This window comes from Streptomyces sp. NBC_01276 (assembly GCF_041435355.1).
In the GTDB taxonomy this organism is placed as follows: domain Bacteria; phylum Actinomycetota; class Actinomycetes; order Streptomycetales; family Streptomycetaceae; genus Streptomyces.
Genome location: NZ_CP108442.1, coordinates 783926 through 809057 on the forward strand (window position 1 = coordinate 783926; position 25132 = coordinate 809057).

Here is a 25132-nt window from a genome sequence, read left to right on the forward strand (position 1 = left end):
AGGATGCTGTGCACGGTGCTCATGGAGTGCCTCCAACCCTTCGCGTCCACCCTGCTCGGCGAGCCGCCGTGTCCGGGAGGGCCGCGCGGTGCACACCGTGGGGCCCGTCCGGCCCCGGTCAGCGGACCAGGACGGCCTCCCCCGACTTGGGTACGACGGCCGTCCATCCCAGTTCGTGGTCGATCCGGTCACGGAGGGCCTCGGCCGCGGTCTCCTCGCCGTGGACGAGGTAGGTGGCGTGCGGGGCTGGGGCGGCGCGCATCCAGTCGATGATCCGGTCGGCGCCGGCGTGCGCGGAGAAGTGCGGTACGTCGGCCACTTCGGCGCGTACGGGGACGTACTCGCCGAACATCTTGAGCGTGCGAGCGCCGTCCGCGAGGTCGCGCGAGCGGGTGCCGGCGGCGGCGGAGCCGACGATGACCACGGCGTTGCGGGGGTCGGGCAGGATCCGGTGCAGGTGGTGCCGCACGCGGCCTCCTGTGGCCATGCCGGCGGACGAGACGATGATCGCCGGGCCGGTGGTGTTGTTGATGTCGATCGATTCCTGGACGGTACGGGCGGCCGGGGCGGCCGAGGTCGCCGCTGACGGCGAGGGTGTGGCCGTCCTCCAGGGTCAGGTGCGCCCAGGCGGAGCCGAGGATGTGACCGCCGTGGTGCAGCATCAGCTTCGTACCGGCGATGATCTCGATCTCGCTGCCCACCGGTACCGGATCGAAGTACTTGATCGTGTGGTCGACGTCGTCATCGTCGTAGAGCGGCTTGGCAGGCCGGTGCTTGGACCAGCCGTGCTGGTTGGCGTGCTCGGCCGCTTCCCTCTGCAGGCGGGCGCTGTCGCGGAGCACGATCTCGGCGAGGCGGGCGGTGTTGGCGCTGGTCAGGATCGGTCCGCGAAAGCCGTGCCGGACCAGTCGCGGCAGGTATCCGCAGTGGTCCAGGTGGGCGTGCGTGCGACAACGGCGTGAATGCCGGAGGCGTCACAGGGCGGCTTGTCCCGGTTGCGGCGCCGTAGGTCCGCGACACCCTGGAAGAGTCCGCAGTCGACGAGGATCCGGCATGGTCGCTCTCGACCAAGAACTTGCTGCCCGTAACCGTCCGCACTCCGCCGAGGAACCTCAGCAGGGCCGGGCGGGCGGTAGCAGGGGGGCTGACCGGGACATGGCAGCAGCCCTCCTTTCGGAACGGATGCCGGTCTCCACCCTCGCACCGGAACGCCCTGTCCGCCGGGGACCCATCGGTCCCGGGTAGGGGCCGACCGGCCCAAGCGGGACGGAGGGATTCGGGCACAGCCTGACGGTGACACCCTCTCGCACAGCCCACAGAGAGAAGGCCGCGCCATGAAGGCACTTGTCTTCCACGGGCCCGGGCAGACCTCCTGGCAGGACGTCCCGGACCCCTCGGTCAAGGACACCGCCGACGCGATCGTCCGGGTCGCCGCCGTCACCATCTGCGGCACCGACCTGCACATCGTCAAGGGCGACGTTCCCGGAGTGGCTCCCGGCCGGATCCTGGGCCACGAGGCCGTCGGCACCGTGGTCGAGACCGGCGGCGACGTCCGCAGTGTGCGTCCGGGCGACCGTGTCCTGATCTCCTGCATCTCCGCCTGCGGCCGTTGCCGTTTCTGCCGCGAAGGGCACTACGGTCAGTGCCGCGGGGGCGGCGGCTGGGTCCTGGGCCACACCATCGACGGGACCCAGGCCGAATACGTACGCGTCCCCTTCGCCGACCTCTCCGTCCACCCGCTGCCCAGCGCTCTGGCCAGCCACGACGCCGTCCTGCTCGCCGACATCTTCCCGACCTCCTACGAGGTCGGCGTGCTCAACGGCAAGGTGCGCCCGGGCGACACGGTCGTCGTGGTCGGCGCCGGCCCCATCGGCCTGGCCGCCATCGCCACCGCACGGCTCTACAGCCCCGGGCGGATCATCGCCGTCGACCTCGCGGCGTCCCGGCTCGCCGCCGCACGCGACCTCGGCGCAGATGCCACCGCGAGCGCGGACGAGGAGCCGGAGCGGCTGGTGGAGGACCTCACCGACGGACTGGGCGCCGACGTGGTCATCGAGGCCGTCGGCGTACCCGAGGCGTTCGAGATGTGCACCCGCATGGTCCGTCCGGGTGGCCGGGTCGCCAACATCGGCGTCCACGGCAAGCCCGCCACCCTGCACCTCGAAGATCTGTGGATCAAGGACGTCACCATCACCACCGGCCTCGTCGACACCCACTCCACGCCCATGCTGCTGCGCATGATGGCAGCCGGCCGCCTTCCCGGGGCCGCGATGGTCACCCACCGTTTCGAGCTGGATCAGATGGGAGAGGCGTACGACGTCTTCTCCCGCGCCGGCGAGACGGGCGCCCTCAAGGTCGTGCTCGGCGGACCCCAACACGACACGGTCGCCGTGCCGGCTCAGGAGCAGTGAGTACCGTGAAGAGCATGCCGAGCACCCATCCCCAGCACTCCGGCGAGGCGGCCGGACGCACCGATCTGGGCCGCCGTCTGGCGGCTCGCCGCGAAGCCCTCGGCCTGAGCCGCGACGAACTGGGCCGGCGGTGCGGCGCCGACGCTACGTACATCGCCTACCTGGAGGAGCACGCCGCCAGTCCTGCCATCGGCACTCTCGTCCGGGTGGCCGACGCTCTCGGTCTCACCGTCGGCGACCTGACCGGCGCCGGCGCCCACCGGGTCGCCGGGCGATCCACCGCCCGGCGCGACAGTGCGCTCGTACCGCTGGACGAGACCGAATGCCGGCGGCTGCTGAATACGCACGGCGTCGGCCGCATCGCCATCTTCACCCCCGAAGGCCCCGCCGTGCTTCCCGTCAACTACCTCTCCGCAGGGGCCGACATCGCCTTCCGTACTTCTGCGGAAGCCGTCACGGCCAGAGCGGCAGGTACCGAAGTCGCCTTCGAGATCGACAACATCGACGACGTGACCGCCACCGGTTGGAACGTGCTGGCCGTGGGTGAACTGGCCTCCGTCACCGACCCGCACGAGATTCAGCACCTCAACACCACTGCCCGCTCCCAACCTTGGGCCGGCGGCCCGCGCAGCCACTGGATGAAGCTCACCCCCTTCCGAATCACCGGCCGTCGTGTGGTGCACGACTCATGAGCGACCTGCGCGCGGTCGTCTTCGACACCGACGGAGTGCTCCTCGCCACGGCGGACCGCCACGCGGCCGCCTGGAAGGAGACCTTCGACCGCTGCCTCCCCGAGTGGGAGCCATCGCACACCGGTGCACGATCGCGCCGGTTCGACGCCGTCCGCGAGTACCGGGACCTGGTGGACGGCAGGTCCCGTCTCGACGGCGTACGCGCCTTCCTCAGTGCCCGTCACATCGGCCTCCCACCCGGAACTCCCGAGGATCCGCCGGGGTGCGCCACCGTCCACGCAGTCGCCGCCCGCAAGGAAGAGGTCTTCTCCATGATGCTGCGGACCGACGGTGTCCGTGCCTTCGACGACGTGCGGCCGGCGCTCCGGGAGCTGCGGCAGAAGGCGATCCGGTGCGCAGCCGTCTCTGCCTCCCGGCACGCCCGCTCCCTTCTGGAATCCACAGAGCTCATCGGCTACTTCGGCGCCCTGGTGGACGGCCAGGACGCGGCCGCACTGGACCTTCCGGGCAAGCCCGCCCCTGCCCTCTTCCTCGAAGCCGCCAGCCGTCTTGGCGTACCCCCCGACCACACGGCTGTGGTGGAGGACGCACTGGCCGGCGTCGAGGCGGGGCACCGGGGTCATTTCCGCCTGGTGGTGGGACTCAACCGCGAGGACGACCCGCACATGAGGGATGCGCTGGGCGCGCATGGCGCCGATCTCGTCCTCCCCGACCTCGGGGGCCTACCTGCCGCACTCGAAGGCCGGCGCACGTGACCACCGCCTGGCGCTGGGAATACCCCCGCTACGACCCCAAGACCGAGCGGCTGGTGGAGTCCCTGTGCACCCTGGGCAACGGCCGCTTCGCCACCCGCGGTTCCGCCCCCGAAAGCACCGCCGACGACATCCACTACCCGGGCACTTACCTCGCCGGCTGCTACAACCGGCTCGCCTCCACCATCGACGGTCGAACAGTCTCCAACGAGGACATGGTCCGACTACCCGACTGGACCGCCCTGCGGTACCGCTGCCTGCCCGAAAGCGCACCGCCCGGCGACTGGCTCACACCCGACCACCGGACCCTGCGCCACAGCCACGTCTCTTTGGACTTCCACGCCGGAACGCTCACCCGCCGCATGCTCTTCCACGATCCCGAAGGCCGCCGCCTGGGCGTCACCCACACCCGCCTCGTCCACATGGGCGACCCGAACCTGGGCGCGCAGAATACGGTGTTCAGAGCGTACGGCTGGAGCGGCAGCATCGAGATCGAGTCCGTACTCGACGGAGACGTCACCAACGCGGGAGTCGACCGCTACCGCGCCCTGGCCGGGCGCCACCTCGTCGGGCACCGGGCCGGAGTGGAGGCGGAGGGCACCGCCTGGCTGTCCTGCACCACCACCACCTCCCGGGTACGGATCGGGCTCGCAGTCCGGACCTCAGCACGTCCTCTGGCGCCGGCAGCCCGGGCATGCACAGCCGCCACCGCCACACAGACCCTCATCCTGCCGATCAAGCGAGCCGCCCCAGTGGTCGTCGTGAAGACCGCCGCCCTGTGTACTTCGCTGGACCGCCCCTCGGCCGATCCCCTGCGGCGGAGCGTCGACTGCGCCACACATGCCCCGGACTTCCCCTCCCTGCTGGCCTCCCACCGCGCATCCTGGCGGCGCCTCTGGAGCGAAGGAGAGTTGAAGGTACCCGGTGAGACCGGCAAGGTTCTGCGCCTGCATGCCTTTCACGTGCTGCAGACCCTCTCGCCGCACACCGCGGAGCTCGATGCCGGGGTCCCCGCCCGCGGTCTTCACGGCGAGGCTTACCGGGGGCACATCTTCTGGGACGAGCTGTTCGTCCTGCCCTACCTCGCCCTTCATGTCCCCGAGACAGCTCGCGCCCTGTTGCTGTACCGGCACCGACGACTCCCCGCGGCACGGGAGGCTGCTCGGCGAACCGGGGCGAAGGGCGCCATGTTCCCCTGGCAGAGCGGTAGTTCCGGAGCCGAGGAAACGCAGCGGCTGCACCTCAATCCGCGCTCCGGCCGCTGGCTGCCGGACCACTCCCACCTTCAGCACCACATCGGGTCGGCCATCGCCTGGAACGTGTGGCAGTACGGGCAGGCCACCGGCGACGCCGGCTTCATGCACGGCCCCGGAGCCGAACTTCTCCTGCAGATAGCCCATTTCTGGGCCGACGCGGCGACGTGGGACGCCGGCCTCGGCCGCTACCGGATCCGCGGCGTCGTCGGACCCGACGAGTACCACGACGCCTATCCGGACGCCGCCGCTCCGGGCATCGACGACAACGCCTACACCAACGTCACCGCCGCGTGGGTACTGTCCCGCGCCCTCAACCTGTATACGGAACTCCCGGCGGCCCGACGCGCCGAACTCCTCACGCAGCTCGGCATCGGCCCCGAGGACCTCGGCGTCTGGGAGGACGTCTCCCACCGCCTGTACGTGCCGTTCCATCGCGATGTGATCAGCCAGTTCCACGGCTACGGGGACCTCGCCGAGCTCGACTGGGACGCATACCGAGCCCGCTACCACGACATCCGCCGCCTGGACCGCATCCTGGAAACCGAAGGCGACACGCCCAACCGCTATCAGGCGTCCAAGCAGGCCGACGCCCTCATGCTCGGGTACCTCATGCAGCCCGCAGAACTCGAACAATTGTTCCTTGGGCTCGGATACCGCCTCGACGACGCCCTGTGGCGCAGGACGGTGGACTACTACCTGCGGCGCACCTGCCACGGCTCCACGCTCAGCAGCCTCGTCCACGGCTGGGTACTGGCCCGCGAACAGGGCCCGAACGCCTGGCGCTATTGTCAGGAAGCCCTGCTCAGTGACATCACCGACGTCCAGGGCGGCACCACCGGTGAGGGAATCCACCTCGGCGCCATGGCCGGCACCCTCGACCTCGTCGAGCGGGGCATCGTCGGACTCGAACCCCGCGACGACGGCCTGCACGTCGACCCGGTGCCCCTCTCCGAAGTGCCCGGATCGTCGTTCTCGATTTCCTGCCTCGGGCACCGAGATGTCCGCATCCGGTTCCGGCCCGGCCGACTCGGCGTCAGCGTGCCCTCGTCGCTCCTGGGACCGTTGCCCTTGGTCCTGCCTGGTGACCGGTACGAAGGCATTGCCCCAGGCCAGGAGCGGTGGTTCCGGCTCCCCAAAGGCTGAGATCGAAACCACCGCATGCCCGCGTGGCGGTGCGTTCGCGAAGCGCACACTGTGGATGTATCAGCAGTTTGGAAGGGTGAACGGAATGGACAGGCAGCATGAGGCTCCGCGCATCGTTGTGGGCGTCGACGGATCACCCTCGTCCCAGGCCGCGCTGCGCTGGGCGGTCCGGTACGCGGGGCTGGTGAGCGGGCGAGTAGAGGCGGTCGCGGCGTGGGACCTGCCCGGTGCCGCATCGTGGTCGGCTCCGGCGGTAGACGCCACATTCGACGAGGAGGACGCAGAACGCCGCCTGGTCGAGGAGGTCCGCACGGTCCTCGGTGAGGGCAGCGCCTCCGTGCACCAGCGTCTGGTGCGCGGCAATCCGGTCGATGTCCTGGTGGATGCGGCAAAGGGTGCGGACATGCTGGTCGTGGGCAGCCGCGGTCGCGGCGGCTTCAGCCGGGCCCTGCTCGGTTCGGTGAGCCAGCAAGCGGCGCTTCACGCTCCGTGCCCGATCACCATCGTTCGGGCGGACGTGCCCGTTGAGTAGCCCCACCGCAGGCGCCGGGATATCGAGACGGAGCCACGGTCAGGCCCTGCGCGATCGCGTTTGCCGGCCAGAGGCAGTACAGCTCCTTCTATCGTGAAGAAGTCTCAGCGGCCCAGACCGGACAGCGTCACCGTGCTGTTGGTGACCATGAACCGTCTGGCGGTGTCCAGGACGTTGCGGCGCGCTGCCCTCCGGCGAGATGGATGCCGACGGCTCCCGGCACGGTGCAGGAGGCGATGAGCACGAAGACGGCGACCGCTACGGCGAGGCCGACATCGTGGACGCCTGCCTCGACGATCGAGGCTGCGGCCGATGCCGTCAGGACGAGGTTCTTGGGGTTGGCGCCCGACAGCAGCGCACCGAGAAGCAACGCCCGTCCGGCCGTGGCGTCGTCGAGCGAGGCCATCCAGCGTGGTGGCTCTGCCTGCTCACTGGCGCGCGGGCGCTTCCACCACTTATGTGCCCCGAGCACGATGAGAGCTCCTCCGGCGGGCTGCCGCACGAGTAGCACAGCCTCCGTGGACTCCGCGGGCCGACGCTTTTCCTGCCGCTCGATGCTGCCCGAGCCCGAGCAGGAGTCCTGGCGCCTTCCGGACTCGCCGCTCTCATGCGTCTGCCGTGCTCGCCGACCTTCCGAGCCGTGACTGGCCCGGCAGCCTGCCGCACGGCGACGAGGATGCGCCGGCAGTCAGGCTGCGCAGTCTTGTACGGCTCGGGCGGGGGCCCGGCGAGACGGTCGGCAGCGGGCAGACGGACCCCGACGAGTACACCGTCTTCAAGCCCGGCCTCAAGGACCCCGGCCTGAACCCCGTCATCGACGTACGGATCGGCGCCAAGCGTCGCAAGGCCGTCTGCGGGGAGGACCGAATGGTCCCCGCAGGGATCCGTCCGGCCCACGCGCGGGAGCCGTCGGCCGAGTGACAGTGGCATCGGCAACGCACCATGGAACCGAGGAGCACCCGCCATGAGCACCAAGCGAGTCCTGGTCGCCTACGGCACCAAGCACGGCGCCACCGCAGGCATCGCCGAACAGATCGGCAAGACCCTCCGCGAGGACGGTCTCGACGCCGTCGTGCTGCCCGCAGACGATGTCCACGACGTCCGCGCCTACGACGCCGTCGTCCTCGGCGGCTCCCTCTACGCCGGCCACTGGAGCAGTAAGGCCAGGCACTGCGCCGAACGCAACGCCGACTCCCTGCGGCACCGCCCGGTGTGGATGTTCAGCAGCGGCCCTCTCGACCGCTCGGCCGAGGAACACGACATCCCCCCGGTCTCGGCGGTCGCCCGGGAGATGCAGCTGGTCGGAGCGCGCGAGCACATGACCTTCGGCGGCAGCGCGACAGCCCACACCCCTGGATTCCTCGCCAAGGCGCTGACCCGTCAGGGCAAAGGCGGGGACTTCCGCAATCCCGAGCGGATCCAGAAGTGGGCCCACCACATCGGCGCCGAGCTCGTCGCCGCCTGAAGGGACGGCCCGGCTCGGCACGCACCAGCACGGAGGCGTGCCATGCACCACCGGACGAAAGTGACGGGGGCCAACCCGCTCAGGCGGGATGCCGACCGTACCCGGACCCGTATGCATACCGCCTTCGCGCTGACCTGCCTGCTGGCAGTGGTCGCCGGTATCGCCCTCGGGCGGGCCGCCTGGACGGACGGCCACCGCGCCGCCGAGAACATCGCACGCCACCGGCACAACGTAGCGGCCACCACGATCACCGGGACCGGCTACCGAACGGGAGACCAGCCGAGCAGTCGGCCGGTAACCGTGGCGACCGCGACGTGGCACTACCCCTCGCAGCGCCCGCACACCGACACCATCACCGTTCCGGCAGGGACCCGGAACGGTGACACGGTCCGAGTGTGGGTGGACGGAAAAGGCAGTTCGGCCGCCGCGCCCCCCGGCCAGGGAGCCGGCGGTGACTGAGACCGCCGACGGCCCGGACCTCGCACCGGACACCGTCTCGGATCCCCTGGAACCTCTTCCCCTGCTCCGCCGCGAACTGCATACGGGCCCCCTGGGCCTGTCGAGCCGGGAGGCGGCACGGCGGCTGTCCGTCCACGGCCCCAACGAGGTCCGCCGCACCGCCCGGACGAGCGTCTTCAGAGAATTGCTGCGGCAACTGGTCCACCCGCTGGCTCTGCTGTTGTGGGCCGCTGCAGCACTCGCGTTCACCGCCGCCATCGCGGTGCTCGGCTGGGCGATCGTCGCGGTCATCCTCGTCAACGTCGGCTTTGCCCTCGTACAGGAACGGCAGGCCGAGAAAGCCGTCGAGACCCTGGCCCGCTATCTTCCCTCGCAGGCCCAGGTGATCCGCGACGGACAGGCACAGCACGTCCCGGCCCGTGACCTGGTCCCCGGAGACCTCATCGCCCTCGACGAAGGCGAGCGGATACCCGCCGACGCCCGCCTGACGGAGGGAGGAATCGAGGCCGACCTCTCCATGCTGACGGGCGAGTCCACCCCGGTCGAGCGTCTTGCCGGCCCGGGGCTGGAAGGCCTTTCCCTGCTGCAGGAGCCCAACCTCGTCTTCAGCGGTACCACTGCCACCGAGGGGCAGGCACAGGCGATCGTCTTCGCCACCGGCGACCACACCGAGCTCGGCCGGATAGCCGCTCTCAGCCAGCGCACCCGCCGAGAGCCGAGCCCACTGGAGCAGCAGGTCAAGAAGGTCGCCTGGCTGATCGCAGCGGTCGCGGTCGCCATGGGGGCCGTGTTCCTCGTGACCGGAGTCGCGGTCGGCCTGCCGTTGACCGACTCGCTGATGTTCGCCATCGGCCTGCTCGTCGCCAACGTGCCCGAAGGACTGCTGCCCACCATCACCCTCGCCCTCGCCGTGGGCGTACGGGTGCTCGCCCGGCAGGGCGCGGTGGTCAAGCGGCTGAGCGCCGTGGAAACCCTCGGATCCACCAACGTCATCTGCACCGACAAGACCGGCACGCTCACCCGCAACCAGATGCGCCTCCACTCCACATGGACCCCGCCGTACGAGGCGGCAAGCGGTTCGGAGACCGCCGAACTGGTCCGGGCCGCCGCCCGGTGCACCACCGTCACCCGTGAGAGCGACGGCACGCTGCAAGGCGACCCGACCGAAATCGCGCTGGTGGAGGGAGCCGCACAGCACACTGCGCCCCTTGACCTGGCCGACCGGGACGCCCACCGACGAGCCTCCTTCCGCTTCGACCCGCGCCTGCGGCGCATGTCGGTCATCCACGACGGGAAACGCGGAAGGCCACGGGTGACCGTCAAGGGCGCCCCCGAAGCCGTCCTCGCACTGCTGGCCGAAGGAGAGCCGACCGGCGAGGCCCAGGGGGCCGCCGACACTCTGGCGGCGGACGGCATGCGGGTGCTGGCCGTCGCGGTACGCGAACTGCCGCCCGGGACCGGGGCAGAGCCTTGGCGGCGGCAGGACGTCGAGCGGGACCTGCACCTCCTCGGGCTCGTGGGCCTGTACGACCCGCCGCGCCCGGAAGTCGCCGCCGCGGTCCGGCGCTGCCACGAAGCGGGCCTCACCGTCCACATCGTCACCGGTGACAACGGAGCCACCGCCGCCGCCGTGGCCCGCGCCGTCGGCATCGGTACACCGAACCTCCAAGTGGTCGCCCAGTCCGAGGCGATCGACGACCACGAGCTCGACCACCTCCTGCGCCAGGACGGTACGGAGATCGTCTTCTCCCGTGCCTCGCCCGAGACCAAGCTGAAAGTGGCGGATGCCCTGCGGGCACACGGCCAGATCGTGGCCATGACCGGCGACGGAGTGAACGACGCGCCGGCCCTGCACCGCGCTCACATCGGCGTGGCCATGGGACTCTCGGGCACCGACGTCGCCCGCGAGGCGTCGACCATGGTCCTGACCGACGACAACTTCGCCACGATCGTCACCGCGATCGAGTCGGGCCGCCGTGTCTACGACAACGTCCGGAAGTTCATCGTCTACATCTTCGCCCACCTCACCCCCGAGGTCGTGCCCTTCCTCGTGTTCGCCCTCTCCGCAGGGTCCGTACCGCTACCGCTGACCGTCCTGCAGATCCTCGCCATCGACCTGGGGACCGAGACCCTGCCGGCCCTTGCCCTCGGCCGTGAGCGCGCCGAGCCGGGGATCATGTCCCGACCGCCCCGGCCCGGTTCCCAGAGCGTGATCAACAAGGACATGCTCGTGCGCAGCTGGGGCTGGCTCGGCACCGTCTCCGCCGCCCTCGTCATGACCGCCTTCTTCTACGTGCTGTGGCGTGCGGGCTGGCACCCCGGCGACCCCACCGGACCCGGAACCCCCCTGCACCACGCTTACCTCACCGCGACCACCGCCACCTTCGCGGGAATCGTCACCTGCCAGGTCGGCACGGCCATCGCCGCCCGCACCGACCACGCGGCCCTGCACGACATCGGCTTCTTCACCAACCCACTGCTGCTCGCCGGCATCGCCTTCGAACTCGTCTTCACCGCGACGCTCGTGTACGCGCCGCCACTCCAGAACCTCTTCGGCACGGCCGCCCTCCCGCTGGACGTCGTCCTCCTCATCGCTGCCTTCCCGCCGCTGGTCTGGGGAAGCGACGAGATCCGACGCTGGGCGCGACGCCGGCACCACCGCTACTCCTGATCCGACCAGAGGCACACCATGTCGCACACGTCTGAATGGAAGACCCACGTCTACCTCTTCGAGGAAGAGCACACGACCAAGGTCCGCGTCGAGCTCGACACAGGCACCACTCGTCTCACGGGCCATGGCACCGCTCGCTGCAACCCGACGGACAAGGACGTGCCCGAGATCGGCGACGAACTCGCGGCCGCCCGGGCGCTGGAGAACCTGGCGGAGCAGCTCAGGCGGACCGCCTACGGCGACATGGCAGCAGCCGGGGCCGCACCGCAGCACGCTCCGCACACGGCGTACGCCCTTGAGTGAGCGGGCGGATCTCCGGCAGAGAGCCCGGCAGCGAGCTCAGACCGGACCCATGGGCGACGGGCCGGCGATCGAGCTGAGCGGCCTGACCAAGAGGTACGGGCCGGCTCGGGCTGGTGCGGGCGATGCAGCACGATCCGCAACTGGTGGTTCTTCTGGCTCACATGGTGCTCCGGCGCAGAGACCTCGCGCCCTGAGCGGGAGCCGCCGACCATCTGCACGTGTCCCATGGCGGCGACCGGGTCGCGCACCGTCCACCGCAGTTCCGGCCATTCCAAGGGATGGGAAGTCATCGAAGTGGCGAGACCGTCTCGAACACGGCCCAGCCGCGATCCGGTATCGGGTTGGCCCAACCGAAGTCGCGTACGGGGGTGGGACCGCCGGAAGCCTTGGATCCGGATGCGGCCGCGGGAATGCCGTCCGGACGTGTGCCCGCATCGCTCGACCGACCGGCCCTGCGGGCCGCTCAGCTTTGATCGGCCACGGCGCAGGTGAGTCCGTTGTCGACGTCGACGACGCCATCGACGCTCTGGCAGAGGTGAACGATCACGGGCAGCAGTCCGGGCTGCGGCACGGTGCCACTGAGCCTCACCAGGCCGTCGTCGACTTCGACGGTGATGGCGGGCCTTCAGGGGGTGAAGTGGGCGGTGAAGTCCGCCTTGACGTCGACGACGCCCGGTACGGTGCCGGCGGCGCGTACGACGATGTCTTCCATCGCGGGGTCCGGCAGAGACCCGCTGAGGTAGGCGATGCCGTTGGCGACGTGGACGTGCACCTCGACGGGACCGTGCGCGCGGACGTGCCCTTCGGCGGGAACGTGCGGCATCAGCTGGAGCATGATCAGTTCGCGGATCTCGGCGCCGATGTCCTCGTCCGGGCGCAGGAAGACCTTGAGCAGGTCGCCGCGGCTGACGACGCCGACGAGGCGGCCGCCGCCGTCGATTACGGGAAGGCGCTTGAGGTGCCCGCGGGCCATCAAACGCGCCGCGGTAGGGATGGTGGCGTCCTTCGTCACCGTCACGGCCGGGCGGGTCATCAGCTGCTCGGCGGTGGTGTCGTGGGCCGTGTCGGTGCCTTGGGGCCTGAGCAGCAGGTCGGCCTCGGAGACGACACCGACCACCTGTCCGTCCGGGGCGAGGACGGGGAGCGCGCTGACGTTCCACATCCGCAGCGCTTCCACGATGTCCTTGAACGCGGTCCCCCGGTCGATGGAGATCACGGCGTGCGTCATCACGTCCTCGACGTTGCGCAGGTGTTTCATGGTCTTCCTCCTCGATGGAACGGCCGTTCACCGCTTTCCGCTCCTTCAGTCGTGGGCGATGACGGCCACGGGGGCCGCCGCGTGGTGCAGGACCGCGTGGGCGACCGAGCCGAGGTGCACACCGAGGGGGAAGCGGCGCACGTGGCGTCCCACGACGACGAGTCCCGCGCCCTGCGAGGCCCGGACGAGATGCTCGCCCGCCGATCCCCTGAACACGGTGTGGCTGACGTTCACGTCGGGGAACTTGTGCTGCCATGGCAGCAGCATGTCGTCCATCATGTGGGTGACGCTCCTGCCGATGTCCCGTTCGTTGTCCGGGTCGAAGAAGGGGACGTAGCTGTAGGCGGCCGGCATCTTCCAGCCGTGCACGGCTCGCAAGGGGCTCTCGCGCCGGGCCGCCTCTTCGAAGGCGAAAGCGAGTACCCGGTCGCACGCTTCGTGGATGTCGACGCCTACGACGACCTCGGCACCGGAGCCGGTGCGCGGCCCGTCCGGGTCGTCGGCGATACGAACGAGGACGACCGGCGTGTCGGTCGCGACCAGGGTGGACATGGCCACCGAGCCGACTGTGAAACCGACCAGGCCGCCCAGGCCACGCGATCCCAGGACGAGCAGCCCGGCGTCGGCGGCCTCTGCCGCAAGGGCGGCTGCCGGCCGGGCCTTCAGGCAGCGGGTCGTGACCTCCAGGTTCGGGTGGCGCCCGTGCAGCTCCTGCGCGGCTTCGGTCAGGGCCTGGTCCGCCCAGCGGTCCACGTCCTGGCGGCCCAAGCCGGGGAACACCGGGTCCAACGGCCAGTCAACGGCGTGCACGAGGCGCAGCGGAACCTCCCGCAGGACGGCCTCCCGCGCGGCCCAGCGTGCTGCCGCACGGCTCTCCGGAGAGCCGTCGACGCCGACGGTCACGTGGTCTTTCATGGCTGCGATTCCCTTCGTGCGGTCCGGCGTTCATCACCACGGCATTGCGCGCCGCGCCTGGTCCGCGTGTATGCCTGCCGTGTCGTCGGTGCGGGCGGTGACGTGTGCTGCCACAGCGACGACCCCGTCCAGCTGTTCGACGAGGCTGAGCAGTGCAGGGAGCTGGCTCCGGCGCCCGACCTGGCCGTCCAGGGTGACGATGCCGTCCACCACATGGACCTCGACATCGCCGGCCGGCACACCGAGCACCTCCGTGAGGACCTCGCCGGTGACACGTCGGCTTATCTCGGAGTCCGGGCGCAGGAACATGCGGAGCAGGTCCCGGCGGGTGACGATGCCGACGAGCCGGTCCTCCACGTCCACGACGGGGAGCCGTTCGATACCCCGGCGGGTCATCAGCCTGGCGGCGTCAGCCACTGTCTCTTCGGCGTGGACGGCGACCGCGGGCGCGGACATGACGTCACCCGCGGTAGGGGGCCCAGTCGCTGCAATGCCCTGCTCAGAGAGATCGGACCCCGGCACTGTGTGGGCCAGCAGGTCCGTCTGCGATACGACGCCCACCACGCGGTCCTCGTCGTCCAGGACAGGGACACCGGAGATGTCGTACTGGGCGAGGAGCTTCGCGACGTCCTTGAAGCCGGTGCCCGGAACCACGGAGACCACCTCGTCAGACATCAGGTCCGCCACCTTGAGATGCTTCATGAGACCCTCCTCCTGCTCCGCCGTGCCGCGAGGCTGATGTCCGGTGCGGATGTGCCCACCATCCCCCGACGACCACCGGCGGATCGAGGGCCGAACGGGCCCGCCCGGGGGCCCGGAGGGGCCCGAGGTGCCGGGCCGCGACGATGGGGACCTTTGGTCCCGTCGGCGGTCCCGGGCGGCCCTCTTCCCAAAGCGGCGATGGTGCCAGCGTGAGGGGTGCCCCTCATCGGCTCCTCGGTTGGGAGGAATCGTGGAAAGCACATTCCGTACCCCGGATACCAGCTCGGTCACCGTCGGCGTGGACGGGTCGCAGCCGGCGCGCGTCGCTGCGCTGTGGGCCGCCAAGGAGGCCGTACGCCGGGACCGTCCGCTGCACATCGTCTACGGCGCCGACACCGATGGCAGGGCCCTGTACCTGTCGGCGGAGTCCATCGAACGGGTCCGCGTCAACGGTCAGGCGCTCCTGGACGAGACGGCGAAGGCCGTGTCGGCCGAGTACCCCGGCTTGTCCGTGACCACGGAATTCAGCCGCGCGGGCGCCGTCGACAGTCTGCACCGGGCCGGCGGACTCCACGGCACGGTCGTGGTCGGCAACCGCGGCCTGGGCGGGTTCAACTCGCTCATGCTCGGCTCGGTCGGGCTGGGCACCGCGGCCACCGCCATGACCCCCGTCGTCGTCGTCCGGGGCATCGACGGGGCCGAGGAGACCGGAACGGTTCTCGCGGCGATCCGCGACGAACACGACCTCCTGATCGCCCGGTACGCCGCCAAGGAAGCCGAGCTGCACAAGGCCTCGCTGCGGCTGCTGCACGTGTGGAACGTGCTCCAGTCCGTCGGCGAAGTGGTCAGCATGCTCGACGGCGTCGACGAGATCGCGAGCGGGCACGCAGAAATCCTGACGGCCGTCACGGACGTGGTCGGTGGCGAGTTCCCCGACCTGGAGATCCAGGCCGATGCGGAGAAGAGCATCTCCGTGGCCGGTGTCCTGGTCGAGGCTTCCCGTCACGCAGACCTGCTCGTCACGGGCGGCCGCCGGGTCCCAGGGCCACTCGGGCTCGCCCCCAACCTGGGCAAGGCCACGCACAGCCTGCTGCACCACGCCCACTGCCCCGTCCTCCTCATCCCCCGGACCGGCAGCGACTTCGGGAGCCAGTCATGACCCTCCACCCGGCAGGAAGCCGTGACGTCGTCGTGGGCATCGACCCGGACAGGGACTGGCACCTTGCCCTGGCCTGGGCAGCCGACGAGGCACAACGGCGCCGCCTCCCGCTGCGCCTCGTGCTCGCGGTACCGCCACAGCACGACACCCATCACGTCGATGACACGCCCCGCCAGATGGCCCTGAGGCGGGCAGGATCCGACAGACTCGAACAAGCGTGCAACTGGGTGCGGGACCGCCACCCCGAGGTGGGTGTCACCGGTGACCTGCTCGGCGGCCTCCCCGCCCCTGTCCTGGGCGGCGCGGCGCGAGAGGCCCGCATGATCGTCCTCGGCTCCCGGCACCTGAGCCGCACCGCCGAGTTCTTCAGCGCCGGTTCGCTCGTGGTTCCCGTCACCGCCCAGGCCCGTTGCCCGGTCGTCGTCGTGGGCGACGCCGAGCACATCAGCCAGCAGCCTCCCTATGTAGTCGCGGGTATCGACGGCAGCGCGTCCGCCACCGCCGCGCTCGGCTTCGCCTTCGACGAGGCCGACCTTCGCGGAGCGGGGCTGCGGGTCATCTGCGTGTGGCAGCCGCCGCTGATCATGCCGGACGACGAGGAGGTGGCGCTGCGGGCGCAGCGCACCCTGCTCTCAGAGGCCACCGCCGGCCTGTCCGAGAAGTACCCGGACGTGCATGTGACGCACGAGGTCCTCACCGGCCACCCGGTCGAGGAACTGGCCCGGGCCGCCGAGCACGCCCTGTCCGTCGTTGTGGGCCGCCGCGGTCGCGGCGGATACACCGGCATGCGGATCGGATCCGTCGTCCACGGCCTCCTGCACCGTGCGCACTGCCCGGTGATCACCGTCCCCACCGGATGACACCGCGATGACCAGCCGCGCGATCGACACGCCGTCCGTCGGCTCCTCGGCCCCGACAGGGCTGACGCAGGCCGAGGCCGAACGCCGACTGGCCCGGTATGGCCGCAACGAAGTGGCACCCCCGAGGCCCACGCCCTTCCACCGTCGGGTGCTGGCGCAGCTGCGCGATCCGCTGATCATGGTGCTGCTCGGCGCCGCACTCCTGACCATCGCGATCGGTGACCACCCGGACGCCGTCGTCATCGGTCTGGTGGTCGTCTTCAACACGACCGTGGGAGTAACCCAGGAAGTCCGGGCGGACCGCGCGGTCGCGGCGCTCTCCGCTCTCTCGGCCCCTCACTCCCGGGTACGGCGTGACGGTGCCGCCTACGAGGTCGCGGCAGCGCTCGTAGTGCCCGGTGACAGCCTGCTGCTGAGCGAGGGGGACATCGTCGCCGCGGATGCCGAGCTCACCGAGGCGTCCGCTCTCCTGATGGACGAGTCCATGCTCAGCGGAGAATCGGAACCCCTCGCGAAGACTGCCGGTGACACGGTCAGCGCCGGCACCGTCGTGGTGCGCGGTCGGGGTGTCGCAACGACCGTGGCAACAGGAACCTCCAGTGCCCTCGGCCGGATCGCAGCGCTCCTGGACGGGGACCACGGGCCGACCCCGCTCCAGCGCCGCCTCGCCTCCCTCGGCCGCGTTCTGGCCGCCGCCACCCTCGCCCTGTGCGTGCTGTTCTTCGCCATGGGCCTCGTACGCGGCCTCGGCGTGAGCACGATGGCCGTCACCGCCATCAGCCTGGCCGTCGCCGCGGTGCCCGAATCCCTGCCCGCCGTCGTCACCCTCGCACTCGCCCTCGGGGCCCGTCGCATGGCTGCTCGCGGCGCCCTGGTCCGACGCCTGCCGGCGGTCGAGACGCTGGGCTCGGTGAGCGTGCTGGCCACAGACAAGACCGGCACCCTCACCGAAGGCCGCATGGTCGTCCAGCACGTGTGGACGCCGTCGGGAGCAGCAGCCGTGTCCGGCAGCGGATACGACCCCCACGGAACCCTGACCCGTTCCGGACGCTCCCTGACGCCCGAGCAGCTTCGCCCGCTGCAAGAGCTGCTCACGACGGCGGCCCTGTGCAACGACGCGAGCCCGGAACCGCCACGGAGCGGCCATGACGTGTGGGCGGCCGTGGGCGATCCCATGGAGGCCGCCCTTCTGGCAGCCGCTGCCAAGGCGGGCTGCCCGGACCCTGCCGAGCTGCACCGGGCCTGTCCCCGGATCGGAGAAGCACCATTCGACAGCTCGCGTAAACGGATGAGCACCCTCCACCATCTGCCCGACGGCAACGTCCTGGTCTGCCTCAAAGGGGCGCCCGAGGCGGTCTTGGCTCCCACGGTGCTCGCCGAGCCGTCCGAGGTCCTGGGCCAGGCCCGCCGGCAGGCCGCCGAGCTGGCCGCACACGGTTTCAGGGTGCTGGCGGTGGCAGGGGCCGAACGGCTCCACTGGAGCCTGCCCGCCGCGGACGCGGAACACGGACTGGGCCTTCTCGGCCTGATCGCCATCAGCGATCCGCCGAAAGCGGCAGCCGCAGGCACCCTGGCAGCCTGCCGAGCCGCCGGCATCACTCCGGTCATGATCACCGGCGACCACCCCGCGACCGCCCACGCAATCGCCGTACGCATCGGGCTCGTCGAGGACGGTCCCGCCGATGCGGTCGTCACCGGGCCCGAGCTGGCCGCAAAACCGGACACCGACCTGACAGGGGTCCGCGTCTTCGCCCGGACCGATCCGCAGCAGAAGCTGGACATCGTCCACGCCTGGCGTGCCCGGGGCGCCGTGACCGCCATGACCGGGGACGGCGTCAACGACGGCCCCGCCCTGCGCCAGGCCGACATCGGCGTCGCCATGGGCGCCGAGCCCGCCGCACCTGCGGCAATGCGGCGCCCGCCCCGACCGCCGGAACAGCACATCCTGGCTGCGGGGGCATGGCAGCGGCTGCTGCTCCTGGCCTCGGCCGTGACAGCCGCCAGTCTGCTCGCCGCCCTTGCCGCGCGCGCGACGGGCCTGCCCTGGCAGAGCGTGCTCTTCCTCGCCCTCCTCGGCGCCCAGCTGGGAGCGGCCTTGGGGCTGCGGACCCGGCTGCTGACCAGGAAGAACCTCTTCCTCCCCGCCTCGGTGGCGGGCTCCGCCCTGCTGGCCCTGGCAGCCCTGCACGTCCCCGCTCTGCAGTCGCTGCTGGAGACCGAGGCCGTGGGCCGGTCCGGAGTCGGGCTCGCCACCGCCGCTGCCCTCGCCGCATTCGTCACCGCCCGGCTCCTGCGGGGCGCATTCCACAGAAAGGCATGACCATGAACGCGCACTCACCTGCGTACGGGCACGGAATCCACGCCGAGGTGGGCGACCGGATCGTCGTGGGCGGCCCGACCGTCGGCACGCCCGGCCGTGACGGCGAAGTCATCGCCCTGCACCATGAGGACGGCACGCCGCCGTACGACGTGCGCTGGTCCGACACCGGCCGCACCACCGTGTTCTTCCCCGGCCCGGACGCCCACATCAGGCACCCGCACGACGGCCCCGGTACGTCGCGCCACGATGCGAGGCCGTACGGCGCAATCGCCTCTCGCTGAGTGGGAAGGCTCCCCGGCCGGAGATACCGTGGAAACGGTGGCCCTCTCGCCACGTCGCCGGCCGGAGGTGGGGCATGAGCCCAGGTGATCCGCCCGCCCGAAGTAATGTTCCGCGGCTGCGGCTGGACGAGCTGCTCGACGAACTCCAGGTACGCATCGATGAGGTCAGGGGCACGCGGGACCGGCTGAACGGTCTGCTCGAGGCCGTCATGTCGGTGGGCCGGGAACTCGACCTGCCGCAGGTGCTCCGCGGCATCGTCGAAGCCGCGGTGGTGCTCGTGGACGCCGAGTACGGGGCCCTCGGCGTCATCGGGGACGACAAAAGGCTGGCCGAGTTCCTTCCCGTCGGCATCAGCGACGGTCTCCGCGCACAGATCGGGGACCTGCCCTCCGGCCACGGCATCCTCGGCGAACTGATCCGCCACCCCGAGCCGCTGCGGCTCTCGGAGCTGTCCGAGCATCCTGCCTCGTACGGGTTCCCGGACCACCACCCCCCGATGCACTCCTTCCTCGGCGTCCCGATCCGGGTCCGCGAAGAGGTCTTCGGCAACCTCTACCTGACCGAGAAACGCGGCGGGGCCGAATTCGACGCCGAGGACGAGGCGGTCCTGTCCACCCTCGCCGTCGCGGCCGGCATCGCCATCGAGAACGCCCGGCTCTTCGAGGAGGTCCGGCTGCGCGAGCGCTGGCTGGAAGCCAGCTCCGACATCACCAGCGCTCTGCTCTCCGGAGCGGCCGAGGACGAGGTCCTCCAGGGCATGCTGGAGCGGGCCAAGGACATCACGCGCGCGGACATGGGCGCCTTCTACCTGCTCGGCCCCGGCGGTGAACTCAGGGGCTCCCTCGCTCTCGGAGAGGGAGCCGAGGCGCACCGCGGCATCATCCTGCCCAGCGTCCAGGGCACTCTCGCCGAGGCCGCGCTGGCTCGCGACGGCTTCATCACGGTCACCGACGTGGCGACCGACGAGCGCGTCACCGTGCAACCGGAGAGGTGGACGGGCTTCGGCCCGGCGGTCGCCGTCACCGTCGGCACCAAGGAAAGACTGAGCGGCGTCCTGATCCTGGCCCGCAGCCACGGTCGCCCCGTGTTCGCAATCGCCGAAGTCGCCGCGCTTCCCGGGTTCGCGGGCCAGGCCGCCCTCGCGCTGGAGCTCGCCGACCGCCGCCGCGACGCCGAGCAGATGAGCCTGCTGGAGGACCACGACCGCATCGCCCGTGACCTGCACGACCTGGCCATCCAGCGCCTCTTCGCCACCGGCATGACCCTCCAGAGCGCCCAGCGCTTCGTCGACCACCCCCAGGCGTCCGAGCGCCTCGCGCGTGCCGTGGACGACTTGGACACCACTATCAAGATCATCCGATCGACCATCTTCGGACTTCGCGAGCACGAGGCCCCCGGCGAGGCGTCCAAGATGCGCTCCCGTCTGGTCCAGGCCCTGGACGAGGCCTCGGCGGCGCTCGGCTTCGCCCCGGCCCTGCGGACGGAGGGACTGATCGACACCGACGTACCGCCGTCCGTCGCGGACGAGGCCCTCGCCGTGGTGGGGGAAGCACTCACCAACGTCGCCCGCCACGCCGAGGCCACGCGCGCGGAGGTCTCGATCGCCGCAGCCGACGGAAACCTGACCGTCACCGTGACCGACAACGGCATGGGCCTGCCTGCGGGCGGCCGGCGCAGCGGACTGCGGAACCTGGCAGAACGCGCTGCCGGACTCCGCGGTCAGATGGACGTCGCAGCGCGGGGCGGCGGGGAGCCGGGCACTCGCCTGGAGTGGCGGGTACCTCTCGTCCAGCCGCCGCAGTGACCGGCCCCGGCGTGCCTACGCTCTGGTCGTCCCGGCGTCGTGCTCGTGGACCTGGGCGGCGATCACGGCTGCCTGAACCCGCCGCTCCACTCCGAGCTTGCCCAGCAGTCGGGAGATGTGGTTCTTGACCGTCTTCTCGGACAGGTAGAGCTGCTTGGCGATCTGCCGGTTCGTGAGTCCCTCGCCGATGAGTTCCAGGACGGCCCGCTCCCGTTCGGACAGAGCCGCCAGGCGGGCGTCCTCCGGGGCCTTCGCCGCCTCCGGGTCGCGCAGGGAGTGCATCAGGCGGGCGGTGGTCGCGGGGTCGAGCATGGACTGGCCGGTGGCGACCGTTCGCACCGCCGAGACGAGGTCGGATCCCTTGATCTGCTTCAGGACGTAGCCGGCGGCCCCTGCCATGATCGCGTCCAGCAGGGCGTCCTCGTCGTCGAACGAAGTCAGCATCAGGCAGGTGAGACCCGGCATGCGTGAGCGCAGCTCGCGGCAGACGCTGATGCCGTCGCCGTCAGGCAGCCGCACGTCCAGTACGGCGACGTCCGGGCGGAGGGCCGGCCCGCGGGCGAGCGCCTGCTCAGCCGTGCCGGCTTCGCCCACCACGGTGATATCCGGCTCTGCGTCCAGAAGATCTCGCAGCCCGCGCCGGACCACCTCGTGGTCATCGAGGAGGAACACCGTGATCGGCGCCTCAGCGGAGGCGTTCGGATCGTCGGACATGATCGCCCCCGGCTCGGTCCGGTCCATAGCGTTCACATCAGAATTGTCGCAGGAAGGCTCACCACGCACCCGGTGGCCGATGAGAAGACCGCTGTATGCGTCATGACGTCACTGACGGTGTAGCGGAATGCGGGCATGACCAGCTCCTTCGGCGTAAGGACGATCAGAGGAAGCTGCCGCTCCCATAGGGTGCGTACAGATCGAGAAGGCGCACGCGGGCGGCCTGCAGCCGGTTGGCGAGGACCTGCCCGACCCAGTGGCCCAGGGCAGAGCCGAAGGCGGCGTCCTCGTCCATCAGCATCCGTACGCGCGCCGCTTCGAACTCGTACGCGCGGACGGGCGACATAGCCTCGGCGCCCAGGCGCCAGGCGTACGGCTTGAAGAGCCACGAACAGCCGACCAGCTGACCAGCGCCGAGGCTCTCGATGACGGCGGCACGCCGCCCGGGCACGTGGACGTCCAGGGCGACGGTGCCGGTCCGGACGATCCAGAACCGATCGGCGCGGCCGCCCTCGCGGAAGAGGCGCGCGCCCTCGGCGAAGTCGACCTCCTGGGCCAGTTCCATCAGCCGGGAACGGCAGTCGGCAGGCAGCGCCTCGGAGATGCGGGTGGGTGAGGGGGTGCTCATGAACGGCCTCCTGTTCGAGTCCGTCTTCAGTCTTGGCGATCCGCCGGGTCGTGGGCATGGGCCCTGTGGTCCCGTGTGTGGGCCGACCGGCCCATGCCGGAGTCCGGTGCAGACGCAGATCCTGGCAGCAGATGGCCGACTCGCGGCCGTCGGCCCCGCCCGACCGGGAGGTGCGCGATGTATTGGAATGGACATGACATGGGGGCCTGGGGATGGTTCGCCATGTCCCTCACCACGCTGATCGTCTGGACCCTGATCATCGCAGCGGCCGTCCTCGTGGTCCGCGCCCTCAGGCAGGACGGTGCGGACGGGCCCACAGCCCCTGCGCCGTACCCAGCCTCCGACAAGGGCGCCGAGAGGCTCCTGGCGGAACGGTTCGCCAAAGGCGAGATGGATGACGAGGAATACGGCCGGCGGCTCGCGGTGCTGCGGAGCCATACCCCTGGGTCCACGCCCCTGTGAGAAGCCGACAGCGGGCGACGGCACCGGCGTCCCGCCCGCTTGACCAAGGATGCCCACGATGAAGAACGACCCGGCCGGTACGGCCACCAGCTCACCTGCCGTCACCATGCCGGGACGGCACATGGAAGAGCTCAGTGCCGACGAGGCGCTGCACCTGCTGGGCACCGTCGAACTGGGCCGGATCGTGTTCACCCGTCACGCGCTGCCCGACGTGCGCCCGGTCAACCACCTCCTCGACGACGGCGACATCATCGTCCGTGTCCAGGACTATTCGACACTGGCATCCTTGCTCGCGGCCCAAGGGGCTGCCGACGTGGTCGTCGCCTACGAAGCCGATGTCATCAATCAAGGCGAGCAGCTGGGGTGGAGCGTGGTCGCCACCGGCTACGCCACCGCCGTAACCGCCCCCAGCGAGGTCGAACGTTACGCGCACCTCCTCCAGCCGTGGGTCGAGGGCGCCGCATCGGGCGCCATCCGGATCAGGCCCGACCTGGTCACCGGCTTCCGTCTTCGGGAGAGCAGCCGGTAGCGGTCCGCCCACTCGCGCCCTTCACCGCCCTGCGGCCCTCCGCCCGGCACGATGGTGAGGCACAAGCCCGCGTGAGTCCCGGAGGTGCCATGCCGAAGCACGGCCGGATCACTGCGATCCCGCCCGCCTTCCGCGGCTACCGGACGGGCTGGCTACGGGGCGATGTCCTGGCCGGGGTTACGGTCGCCGCCTACCTGGTGCCGCAGGTCATGGCTTACGCAGGTGTGGCCGGGCTACCTCCGGTCGTAGGCCTGTGGGCCGTCCTGCCGGCCTTGGTCCTCTACGCGCTGAGCGGCACCTCGCGCCTGCTGTCCGTCGGACCGGAGTCGACCACCGCCCTCATGACCGCTGTGGCCGTCGGGCCGCTCGCAGCCGGCGACCCCACGCGCTACGCGGCGCTCGCCGCAGCTTTGGCCGTGATCGTCGGCCTGCTCTGTCTGGCCGCATGGGCGGTCCGGCTCGGCTTCCTGGCCGACCTTCTCTCCAGGCCCGTGCTCGTCGGCTATCTGGCCGGTGTCGCGTTCATCATGATCGTGGATCAGCTGCCCCGCCTCACCGGGACCAGCGGGAGCGGATCGGGGTTCTTCCCCCAGCTCTACTCGTTCCTCCGTCACCTCGGCAACCTGCACTGGCCCACGACCGCGATGGCCGCGGGCTGCCTGCTCTTGCTGTTCACCCTGCCTCTGCTGTGGCGGGCTCTTCCCGGACCGCTCGTCGTCCTCGTCCTCGCCACGGCGGTGGTGGCGGTCTTCGCACTGGACGAGGACCGGGGAATCGACGTCATCGGCGCGGTCCCGACCGGCTTGCCGGGCTTCGCCCTGCCCCGGCCGGCTGACCTCGCCGGCCTGGTCCTGCCTGCTCTCGGCGTTCTGCTCGTCGGCTACACCGACGTCATCCTGACCGCACGCGCCTTCTCCCGGCACGACGATCCACACCCCCTGAACGCCAACCGCGAGCTCCTGGCCCTCGGCACGGCGAACCTCGGCGCCGGAATCCTGCACGGCTTCCCGGTCAGCAGCAGTGCCAGCCGCACCGCCCTCGCGGACTCCACCGGAGCCCGTACCCAGGTGTACTCCCTCGTCGGCGCCGCCTGCGTGGCCGCCGTGCTCCTCTTCCTCGGCCGGCTGCTCACCCACACCCCCACCGCCGCCCTCGGCGCCATCGTCGTCTACGCCGCCGTACGCCTGGTCGAGGTGGGCGAGTTCCGCAGGCTGGCAGCCTTCCGTCGCCGCGAGTTCCTGCTCGCCCTCGGCTGTGGTCTCGGCGTACTCGCCCTCGGCATCCTGTACGGCGTGCTCCTCGCCGTGGCGCTGTCCGTCGCCGAACTACTCACGAGGGTCGCCCGGCCTCACGACGCCGTCGAGGGAATCGTCCCGGGCTTGGCCGGTATGCACGACATCGACGACTACCCGAGTGCCCGCACGATTCCCGGTCTCCTCATCTACCGCTACGACTCACCGTTGTTCTTCGCCAACGCCGAGGACTTCCGCCGCCGGGCCCTGGCCTCGGTCGCAGCCCAGGACGAACCGTTGCACTGGTTCATCCTGAACACCGAGGCCAACGTCGAGGTCGACATCACCGCCCTCGATGCCGTCGAGGCCCTGCGCGCCGAACTCAGCCAACGGGACATCGTGTTCGCCCTCGCCCGCGTCAAGCAGGACCTGCGCCGTCCTCTCGACGCCTACGGGCTGACAGCGAAGATCGGCCCGGAGCGCATCTTCCCGACCCTCCCCACCGCTCTTGCCGCCTACCGAGAATGGCAATGTGCCACAGGCCACGATCCAGCCCTCTGATCAGGTCGCTGGCGACGAAATA

27 protein-coding genes are annotated in these 25132 nt (G+C 70.7%); 19 read left to right on the plus strand and 8 right to left on the minus strand.

Features of this window, described 5'->3' with window-relative positions; translation table 11 throughout:
* Positions 1-118: 118 nt before the first annotated feature.
* Complete coding sequence (locus OG295_RS03180; protein WP_371681086.1) at positions 119-538, minus strand: MBL fold metallo-hydrolase RNA specificity domain-containing protein; 420 nt, start codon at positions 536-538, stop codon at positions 119-121.
* Here OG295_RS03180 and OG295_RS03185 point away from each other — a divergent pair.
* From OG295_RS03185 to OG295_RS03210, 6 genes are all read left to right on the plus strand, one after another.
* Positions 486-962 (plus strand): hypothetical protein, encoded by a 477-nt coding sequence (locus tag OG295_RS03185; RefSeq protein WP_371675427.1) that lies wholly within the window; start codon positions 486-488, stop codon positions 960-962. The two genes, OG295_RS03180 and OG295_RS03185, sit on opposite strands and share 53 nt — an antisense overlap.
* Positions 963-1334: 372 nt before the next feature.
* Positions 1335-2411, plus strand: coding sequence for an alcohol dehydrogenase catalytic domain-containing protein (locus tag OG295_RS03190; RefSeq protein WP_371675428.1), 1077 nt, complete (start codon positions 1335-1337; stop codon positions 2409-2411).
* Between the two features lie 14 nt (positions 2412-2425).
* Positions 2426-3103 (plus strand): helix-turn-helix domain-containing protein, encoded by a 678-nt coding sequence (locus tag OG295_RS03195; RefSeq protein ID WP_371675429.1) that lies wholly within the window; start codon positions 2426-2428, stop codon positions 3101-3103.
* Complete coding sequence (locus tag OG295_RS03200) at positions 3100-3858, plus strand: HAD family hydrolase (protein ID WP_371675430.1); 759 nt, start codon at positions 3100-3102, stop codon at positions 3856-3858. Before OG295_RS03195 ends, OG295_RS03200 begins: the two co-directional genes overlap by 4 nt.
* Entirely contained in the window at positions 3855-6254 is a 2400-nt protein-coding gene (locus tag OG295_RS03205) for a glycoside hydrolase family 65 protein (protein ID WP_371675431.1), read from the plus strand. The genes OG295_RS03200 and OG295_RS03205 overlap by 4 nt, the downstream gene beginning before the upstream one ends.
* Positions 6255-6339: 85 nt before the next feature.
* Positions 6340-6786, plus strand: a complete 447-nt coding sequence (locus tag OG295_RS03210) for a universal stress protein (protein WP_371675432.1) — start codon at positions 6340-6342, stop codon at positions 6784-6786.
* A 127-nt stretch (positions 6787-6913) separates the two neighbouring features.
* Here OG295_RS03210 and OG295_RS03215 read toward each other — a convergent pair whose 3' ends face one another.
* Positions 6914-7297, minus strand: coding sequence for a GAP family protein (locus tag OG295_RS03215; protein WP_371675433.1), 384 nt, complete (start codon positions 7295-7297; stop codon positions 6914-6916).
* Between the two features lie 107 nt (positions 7298-7404).
* Here OG295_RS03215 and OG295_RS03220 point away from each other — a divergent pair, with 107 nt between their 5' ends.
* The 5 genes from OG295_RS03220 (at position 7405) to OG295_RS03240 (ending at position 11684) form a co-directional block, all read left to right on the plus strand.
* A complete protein-coding gene (locus OG295_RS03220; RefSeq protein WP_371675434.1) occupies positions 7405-7707 on the plus strand; it encodes a hypothetical protein in 303 nt (100 codons plus the stop codon).
* Between the two features lie 43 nt (positions 7708-7750).
* Positions 7751-8251, plus strand: coding sequence for a flavodoxin domain-containing protein (locus tag OG295_RS03225; protein ID WP_371675435.1), 501 nt, complete (start codon positions 7751-7753; stop codon positions 8249-8251).
* 111 nt (positions 8252-8362) lie between these two features.
* Entirely contained in the window at positions 8363-8710 is a 348-nt protein-coding gene (locus OG295_RS03230) for a hypothetical protein (protein ID WP_371675436.1), read from the plus strand.
* Complete coding sequence (locus OG295_RS03235) at positions 8703-11381, plus strand: cation-translocating P-type ATPase (protein WP_371675437.1); 2679 nt, start codon at positions 8703-8705, stop codon at positions 11379-11381. Before OG295_RS03230 ends, OG295_RS03235 begins: the two co-directional genes overlap by 8 nt.
* An 18-nt stretch (positions 11382-11399) precedes the next feature.
* Entirely contained in the window at positions 11400-11684 is a 285-nt protein-coding gene (locus OG295_RS03240) for a dsRBD fold-containing protein (protein ID WP_371675438.1), read from the plus strand.
* Between the two features lie 463 nt (positions 11685-12147).
* Here the strand turns inward: OG295_RS03240 and OG295_RS03245 are convergent, their stop codons facing one another.
* The 4 genes from OG295_RS03245 to OG295_RS03260 are packed head-to-tail and all read right to left on the minus strand — an operon-like array spanning position 12148 to position 14559.
* A complete protein-coding gene (locus OG295_RS03245) occupies positions 12148-12300 on the minus strand; it encodes a BON domain-containing protein (RefSeq protein ID WP_371681087.1) in 153 nt (50 codons plus the stop codon).
* Positions 12301-12309: 9 nt separating this feature from the next.
* Positions 12310-12942, minus strand: a complete 633-nt coding sequence (locus OG295_RS03250; protein WP_371675439.1) for a CBS domain-containing protein — start codon at positions 12940-12942, stop codon at positions 12310-12312.
* A gap of 45 nt (positions 12943-12987) precedes the next feature.
* Positions 12988-13857, minus strand: coding sequence for a universal stress protein (locus OG295_RS03255; RefSeq protein WP_371675440.1), 870 nt, complete (start codon positions 13855-13857; stop codon positions 12988-12990).
* A 33-nt stretch (positions 13858-13890) separates the two neighbouring features.
* Positions 13891-14559 carry a CBS domain-containing protein gene (locus OG295_RS03260; protein WP_371675441.1) on the minus strand — a complete coding sequence of 223 codons (669 nt, stop codon included), beginning with the start codon at positions 14557-14559 and terminating at the stop codon, positions 13891-13893.
* Between the two features lie 250 nt (positions 14560-14809).
* On the opposite strand from OG295_RS03260, the gene OG295_RS03265 reads away from it, so the two are divergent.
* From OG295_RS03265 to OG295_RS03285, 5 genes are all read left to right on the plus strand, one after another.
* Complete coding sequence (locus OG295_RS03265) at positions 14810-15718, plus strand: universal stress protein (RefSeq protein ID WP_371675442.1); 909 nt, start codon at positions 14810-14812, stop codon at positions 15716-15718.
* Complete coding sequence (locus OG295_RS03270) at positions 15715-16578, plus strand: universal stress protein (protein WP_371675443.1); 864 nt, start codon at positions 15715-15717, stop codon at positions 16576-16578. Before OG295_RS03265 ends, OG295_RS03270 begins: the two co-directional genes overlap by 4 nt.
* A 7-nt stretch (positions 16579-16585) precedes the next feature.
* Positions 16586-18898: a cation-translocating P-type ATPase gene (locus tag OG295_RS03275; protein ID WP_371675444.1), complete on the plus strand. Its 2313-nt coding sequence runs from the start codon at positions 16586-16588 to the stop codon at positions 18896-18898.
* Positions 18895-19179 (plus strand): DUF1918 domain-containing protein, encoded by a 285-nt coding sequence (locus OG295_RS03280; protein ID WP_371675445.1) that lies wholly within the window; start codon positions 18895-18897, stop codon positions 19177-19179. The genes OG295_RS03275 and OG295_RS03280 overlap by 4 nt, the downstream gene beginning before the upstream one ends.
* Positions 19180-19253: 74 nt before the next feature.
* Complete coding sequence (locus OG295_RS03285; RefSeq protein WP_371675446.1) at positions 19254-20984, plus strand: GAF domain-containing protein; 1731 nt, start codon at positions 19254-19256, stop codon at positions 20982-20984.
* A gap of 15 nt (positions 20985-20999) precedes the next feature.
* Here the strand turns inward: OG295_RS03285 and OG295_RS03290 are convergent, their stop codons facing one another.
* Together OG295_RS03290 and OG295_RS03295 are read right to left on the minus strand one after the other, a co-directional pair.
* The gene (locus OG295_RS03290) at positions 21000-21698 is read right to left on the minus strand and encodes a response regulator (RefSeq protein ID WP_371681088.1); all 699 of its coding nucleotides are present in this window, start codon (positions 21696-21698) and stop codon (positions 21000-21002) included.
* 163 nt (positions 21699-21861) lie between these two features.
* Entirely contained in the window at positions 21862-22326 is a 465-nt protein-coding gene (locus OG295_RS03295; RefSeq protein ID WP_371675447.1) for a Crp/Fnr family transcriptional regulator, read from the minus strand.
* Between the two features lie 222 nt (positions 22327-22548).
* On the opposite strand from OG295_RS03295, the gene OG295_RS03300 reads away from it, so the two are divergent.
* The 3 genes from OG295_RS03300 (at position 22549) to OG295_RS03310 (ending at position 25110) form a co-directional block, all read left to right on the plus strand.
* A complete protein-coding gene (locus tag OG295_RS03300) occupies positions 22549-22788 on the plus strand; it encodes an SHOCT domain-containing protein (protein ID WP_371675448.1) in 240 nt (79 codons plus the stop codon).
* A 58-nt stretch (positions 22789-22846) separates the two neighbouring features.
* Positions 22847-23317 carry a pyridoxamine 5'-phosphate oxidase family protein gene (locus tag OG295_RS03305; RefSeq protein WP_371675449.1) on the plus strand — a complete coding sequence of 157 codons (471 nt, stop codon included), beginning with the start codon at positions 22847-22849 and terminating at the stop codon, positions 23315-23317.
* A gap of 89 nt (positions 23318-23406) precedes the next feature.
* A complete protein-coding gene (locus OG295_RS03310; protein WP_371675450.1) occupies positions 23407-25110 on the plus strand; it encodes a SulP family inorganic anion transporter in 1704 nt (567 codons plus the stop codon).
* Positions 25111-25132 lie beyond the last annotated feature (22 nt).

What these genes read in the sequence shown, in the direction of transcription:
- OG295_RS03250 (WP_371675439.1), bottom strand. Translation starts at nt 12,942, where the DNA reads ATGAAACACCTGCGCAACGTCGAGGACGTGATGACGCACGCCGTGATC.
- OG295_RS03185 (WP_371675427.1), top strand. Translation starts at nt 486, where the DNA reads ATGCCGGCGGACGAGACGATGATCGCCGGGCCGGTGGTGTTGTTGATG.
- OG295_RS03260 (WP_371675441.1), bottom strand. Translation starts at nt 14,559, where the DNA reads ATGAAGCATCTCAAGGTGGCGGACCTGATGTCTGACGAGGTGGTCTCC.
- OG295_RS03255 (WP_371675440.1), bottom strand. Translation starts at nt 13,857, where the DNA reads ATGAAAGACCACGTGACCGTCGGCGTCGACGGCTCTCCGGAGAGCCGT.
- OG295_RS03240 (WP_371675438.1), top strand. Translation starts at nt 11,400, where the DNA reads ATGTCGCACACGTCTGAATGGAAGACCCACGTCTACCTCTTCGAGGAA.
- OG295_RS03200 (WP_371675430.1), top strand. Translation starts at nt 3,100, where the DNA reads ATGAGCGACCTGCGCGCGGTCGTCTTCGACACCGACGGAGTGCTCCTC.
- OG295_RS03225 (WP_371675435.1), top strand. Translation starts at nt 7,751, where the DNA reads ATGAGCACCAAGCGAGTCCTGGTCGCCTACGGCACCAAGCACGGCGCC.
- OG295_RS03285 (WP_371675446.1), top strand. Translation starts at nt 19,254, where the DNA reads ATGAGCCCAGGTGATCCGCCCGCCCGAAGTAATGTTCCGCGGCTGCGG.
- OG295_RS03230 (WP_371675436.1), top strand. Translation starts at nt 8,363, where the DNA reads ATGCATACCGCCTTCGCGCTGACCTGCCTGCTGGCAGTGGTCGCCGGT.
- OG295_RS03210 (WP_371675432.1), top strand. Translation starts at nt 6,340, where the DNA reads ATGGACAGGCAGCATGAGGCTCCGCGCATCGTTGTGGGCGTCGACGGA.
- OG295_RS03190 (WP_371675428.1), top strand. Translation starts at nt 1,335, where the DNA reads ATGAAGGCACTTGTCTTCCACGGGCCCGGGCAGACCTCCTGGCAGGAC.
- OG295_RS03280 (WP_371675445.1), top strand. Translation starts at nt 18,895, where the DNA reads ATGACCATGAACGCGCACTCACCTGCGTACGGGCACGGAATCCACGCC.
- OG295_RS03275 (WP_371675444.1), top strand. Translation starts at nt 16,586, where the DNA reads ATGACCAGCCGCGCGATCGACACGCCGTCCGTCGGCTCCTCGGCCCCG.
- OG295_RS03195 (WP_371675429.1), top strand. Translation starts at nt 2,426, where the DNA reads ATGCCGAGCACCCATCCCCAGCACTCCGGCGAGGCGGCCGGACGCACC.
- OG295_RS03300 (WP_371675448.1), top strand. Translation starts at nt 22,549, where the DNA reads ATGTCCCTCACCACGCTGATCGTCTGGACCCTGATCATCGCAGCGGCC.
- OG295_RS03295 (WP_371675447.1), bottom strand. Translation starts at nt 22,326, where the DNA reads ATGAGCACCCCCTCACCCACCCGCATCTCCGAGGCGCTGCCTGCCGAC.
- OG295_RS03305 (WP_371675449.1), top strand. Translation starts at nt 22,847, where the DNA reads ATGAAGAACGACCCGGCCGGTACGGCCACCAGCTCACCTGCCGTCACC.
- OG295_RS03270 (WP_371675443.1), top strand. Translation starts at nt 15,715, where the DNA reads ATGACCCTCCACCCGGCAGGAAGCCGTGACGTCGTCGTGGGCATCGAC.
- OG295_RS03310 (WP_371675450.1), top strand. Translation starts at nt 23,407, where the DNA reads ATGCCGAAGCACGGCCGGATCACTGCGATCCCGCCCGCCTTCCGCGGC.
- OG295_RS03290 (WP_371681088.1), bottom strand. Translation starts at nt 21,698, where the DNA reads ATGTCCGACGATCCGAACGCCTCCGCTGAGGCGCCGATCACGGTGTTC.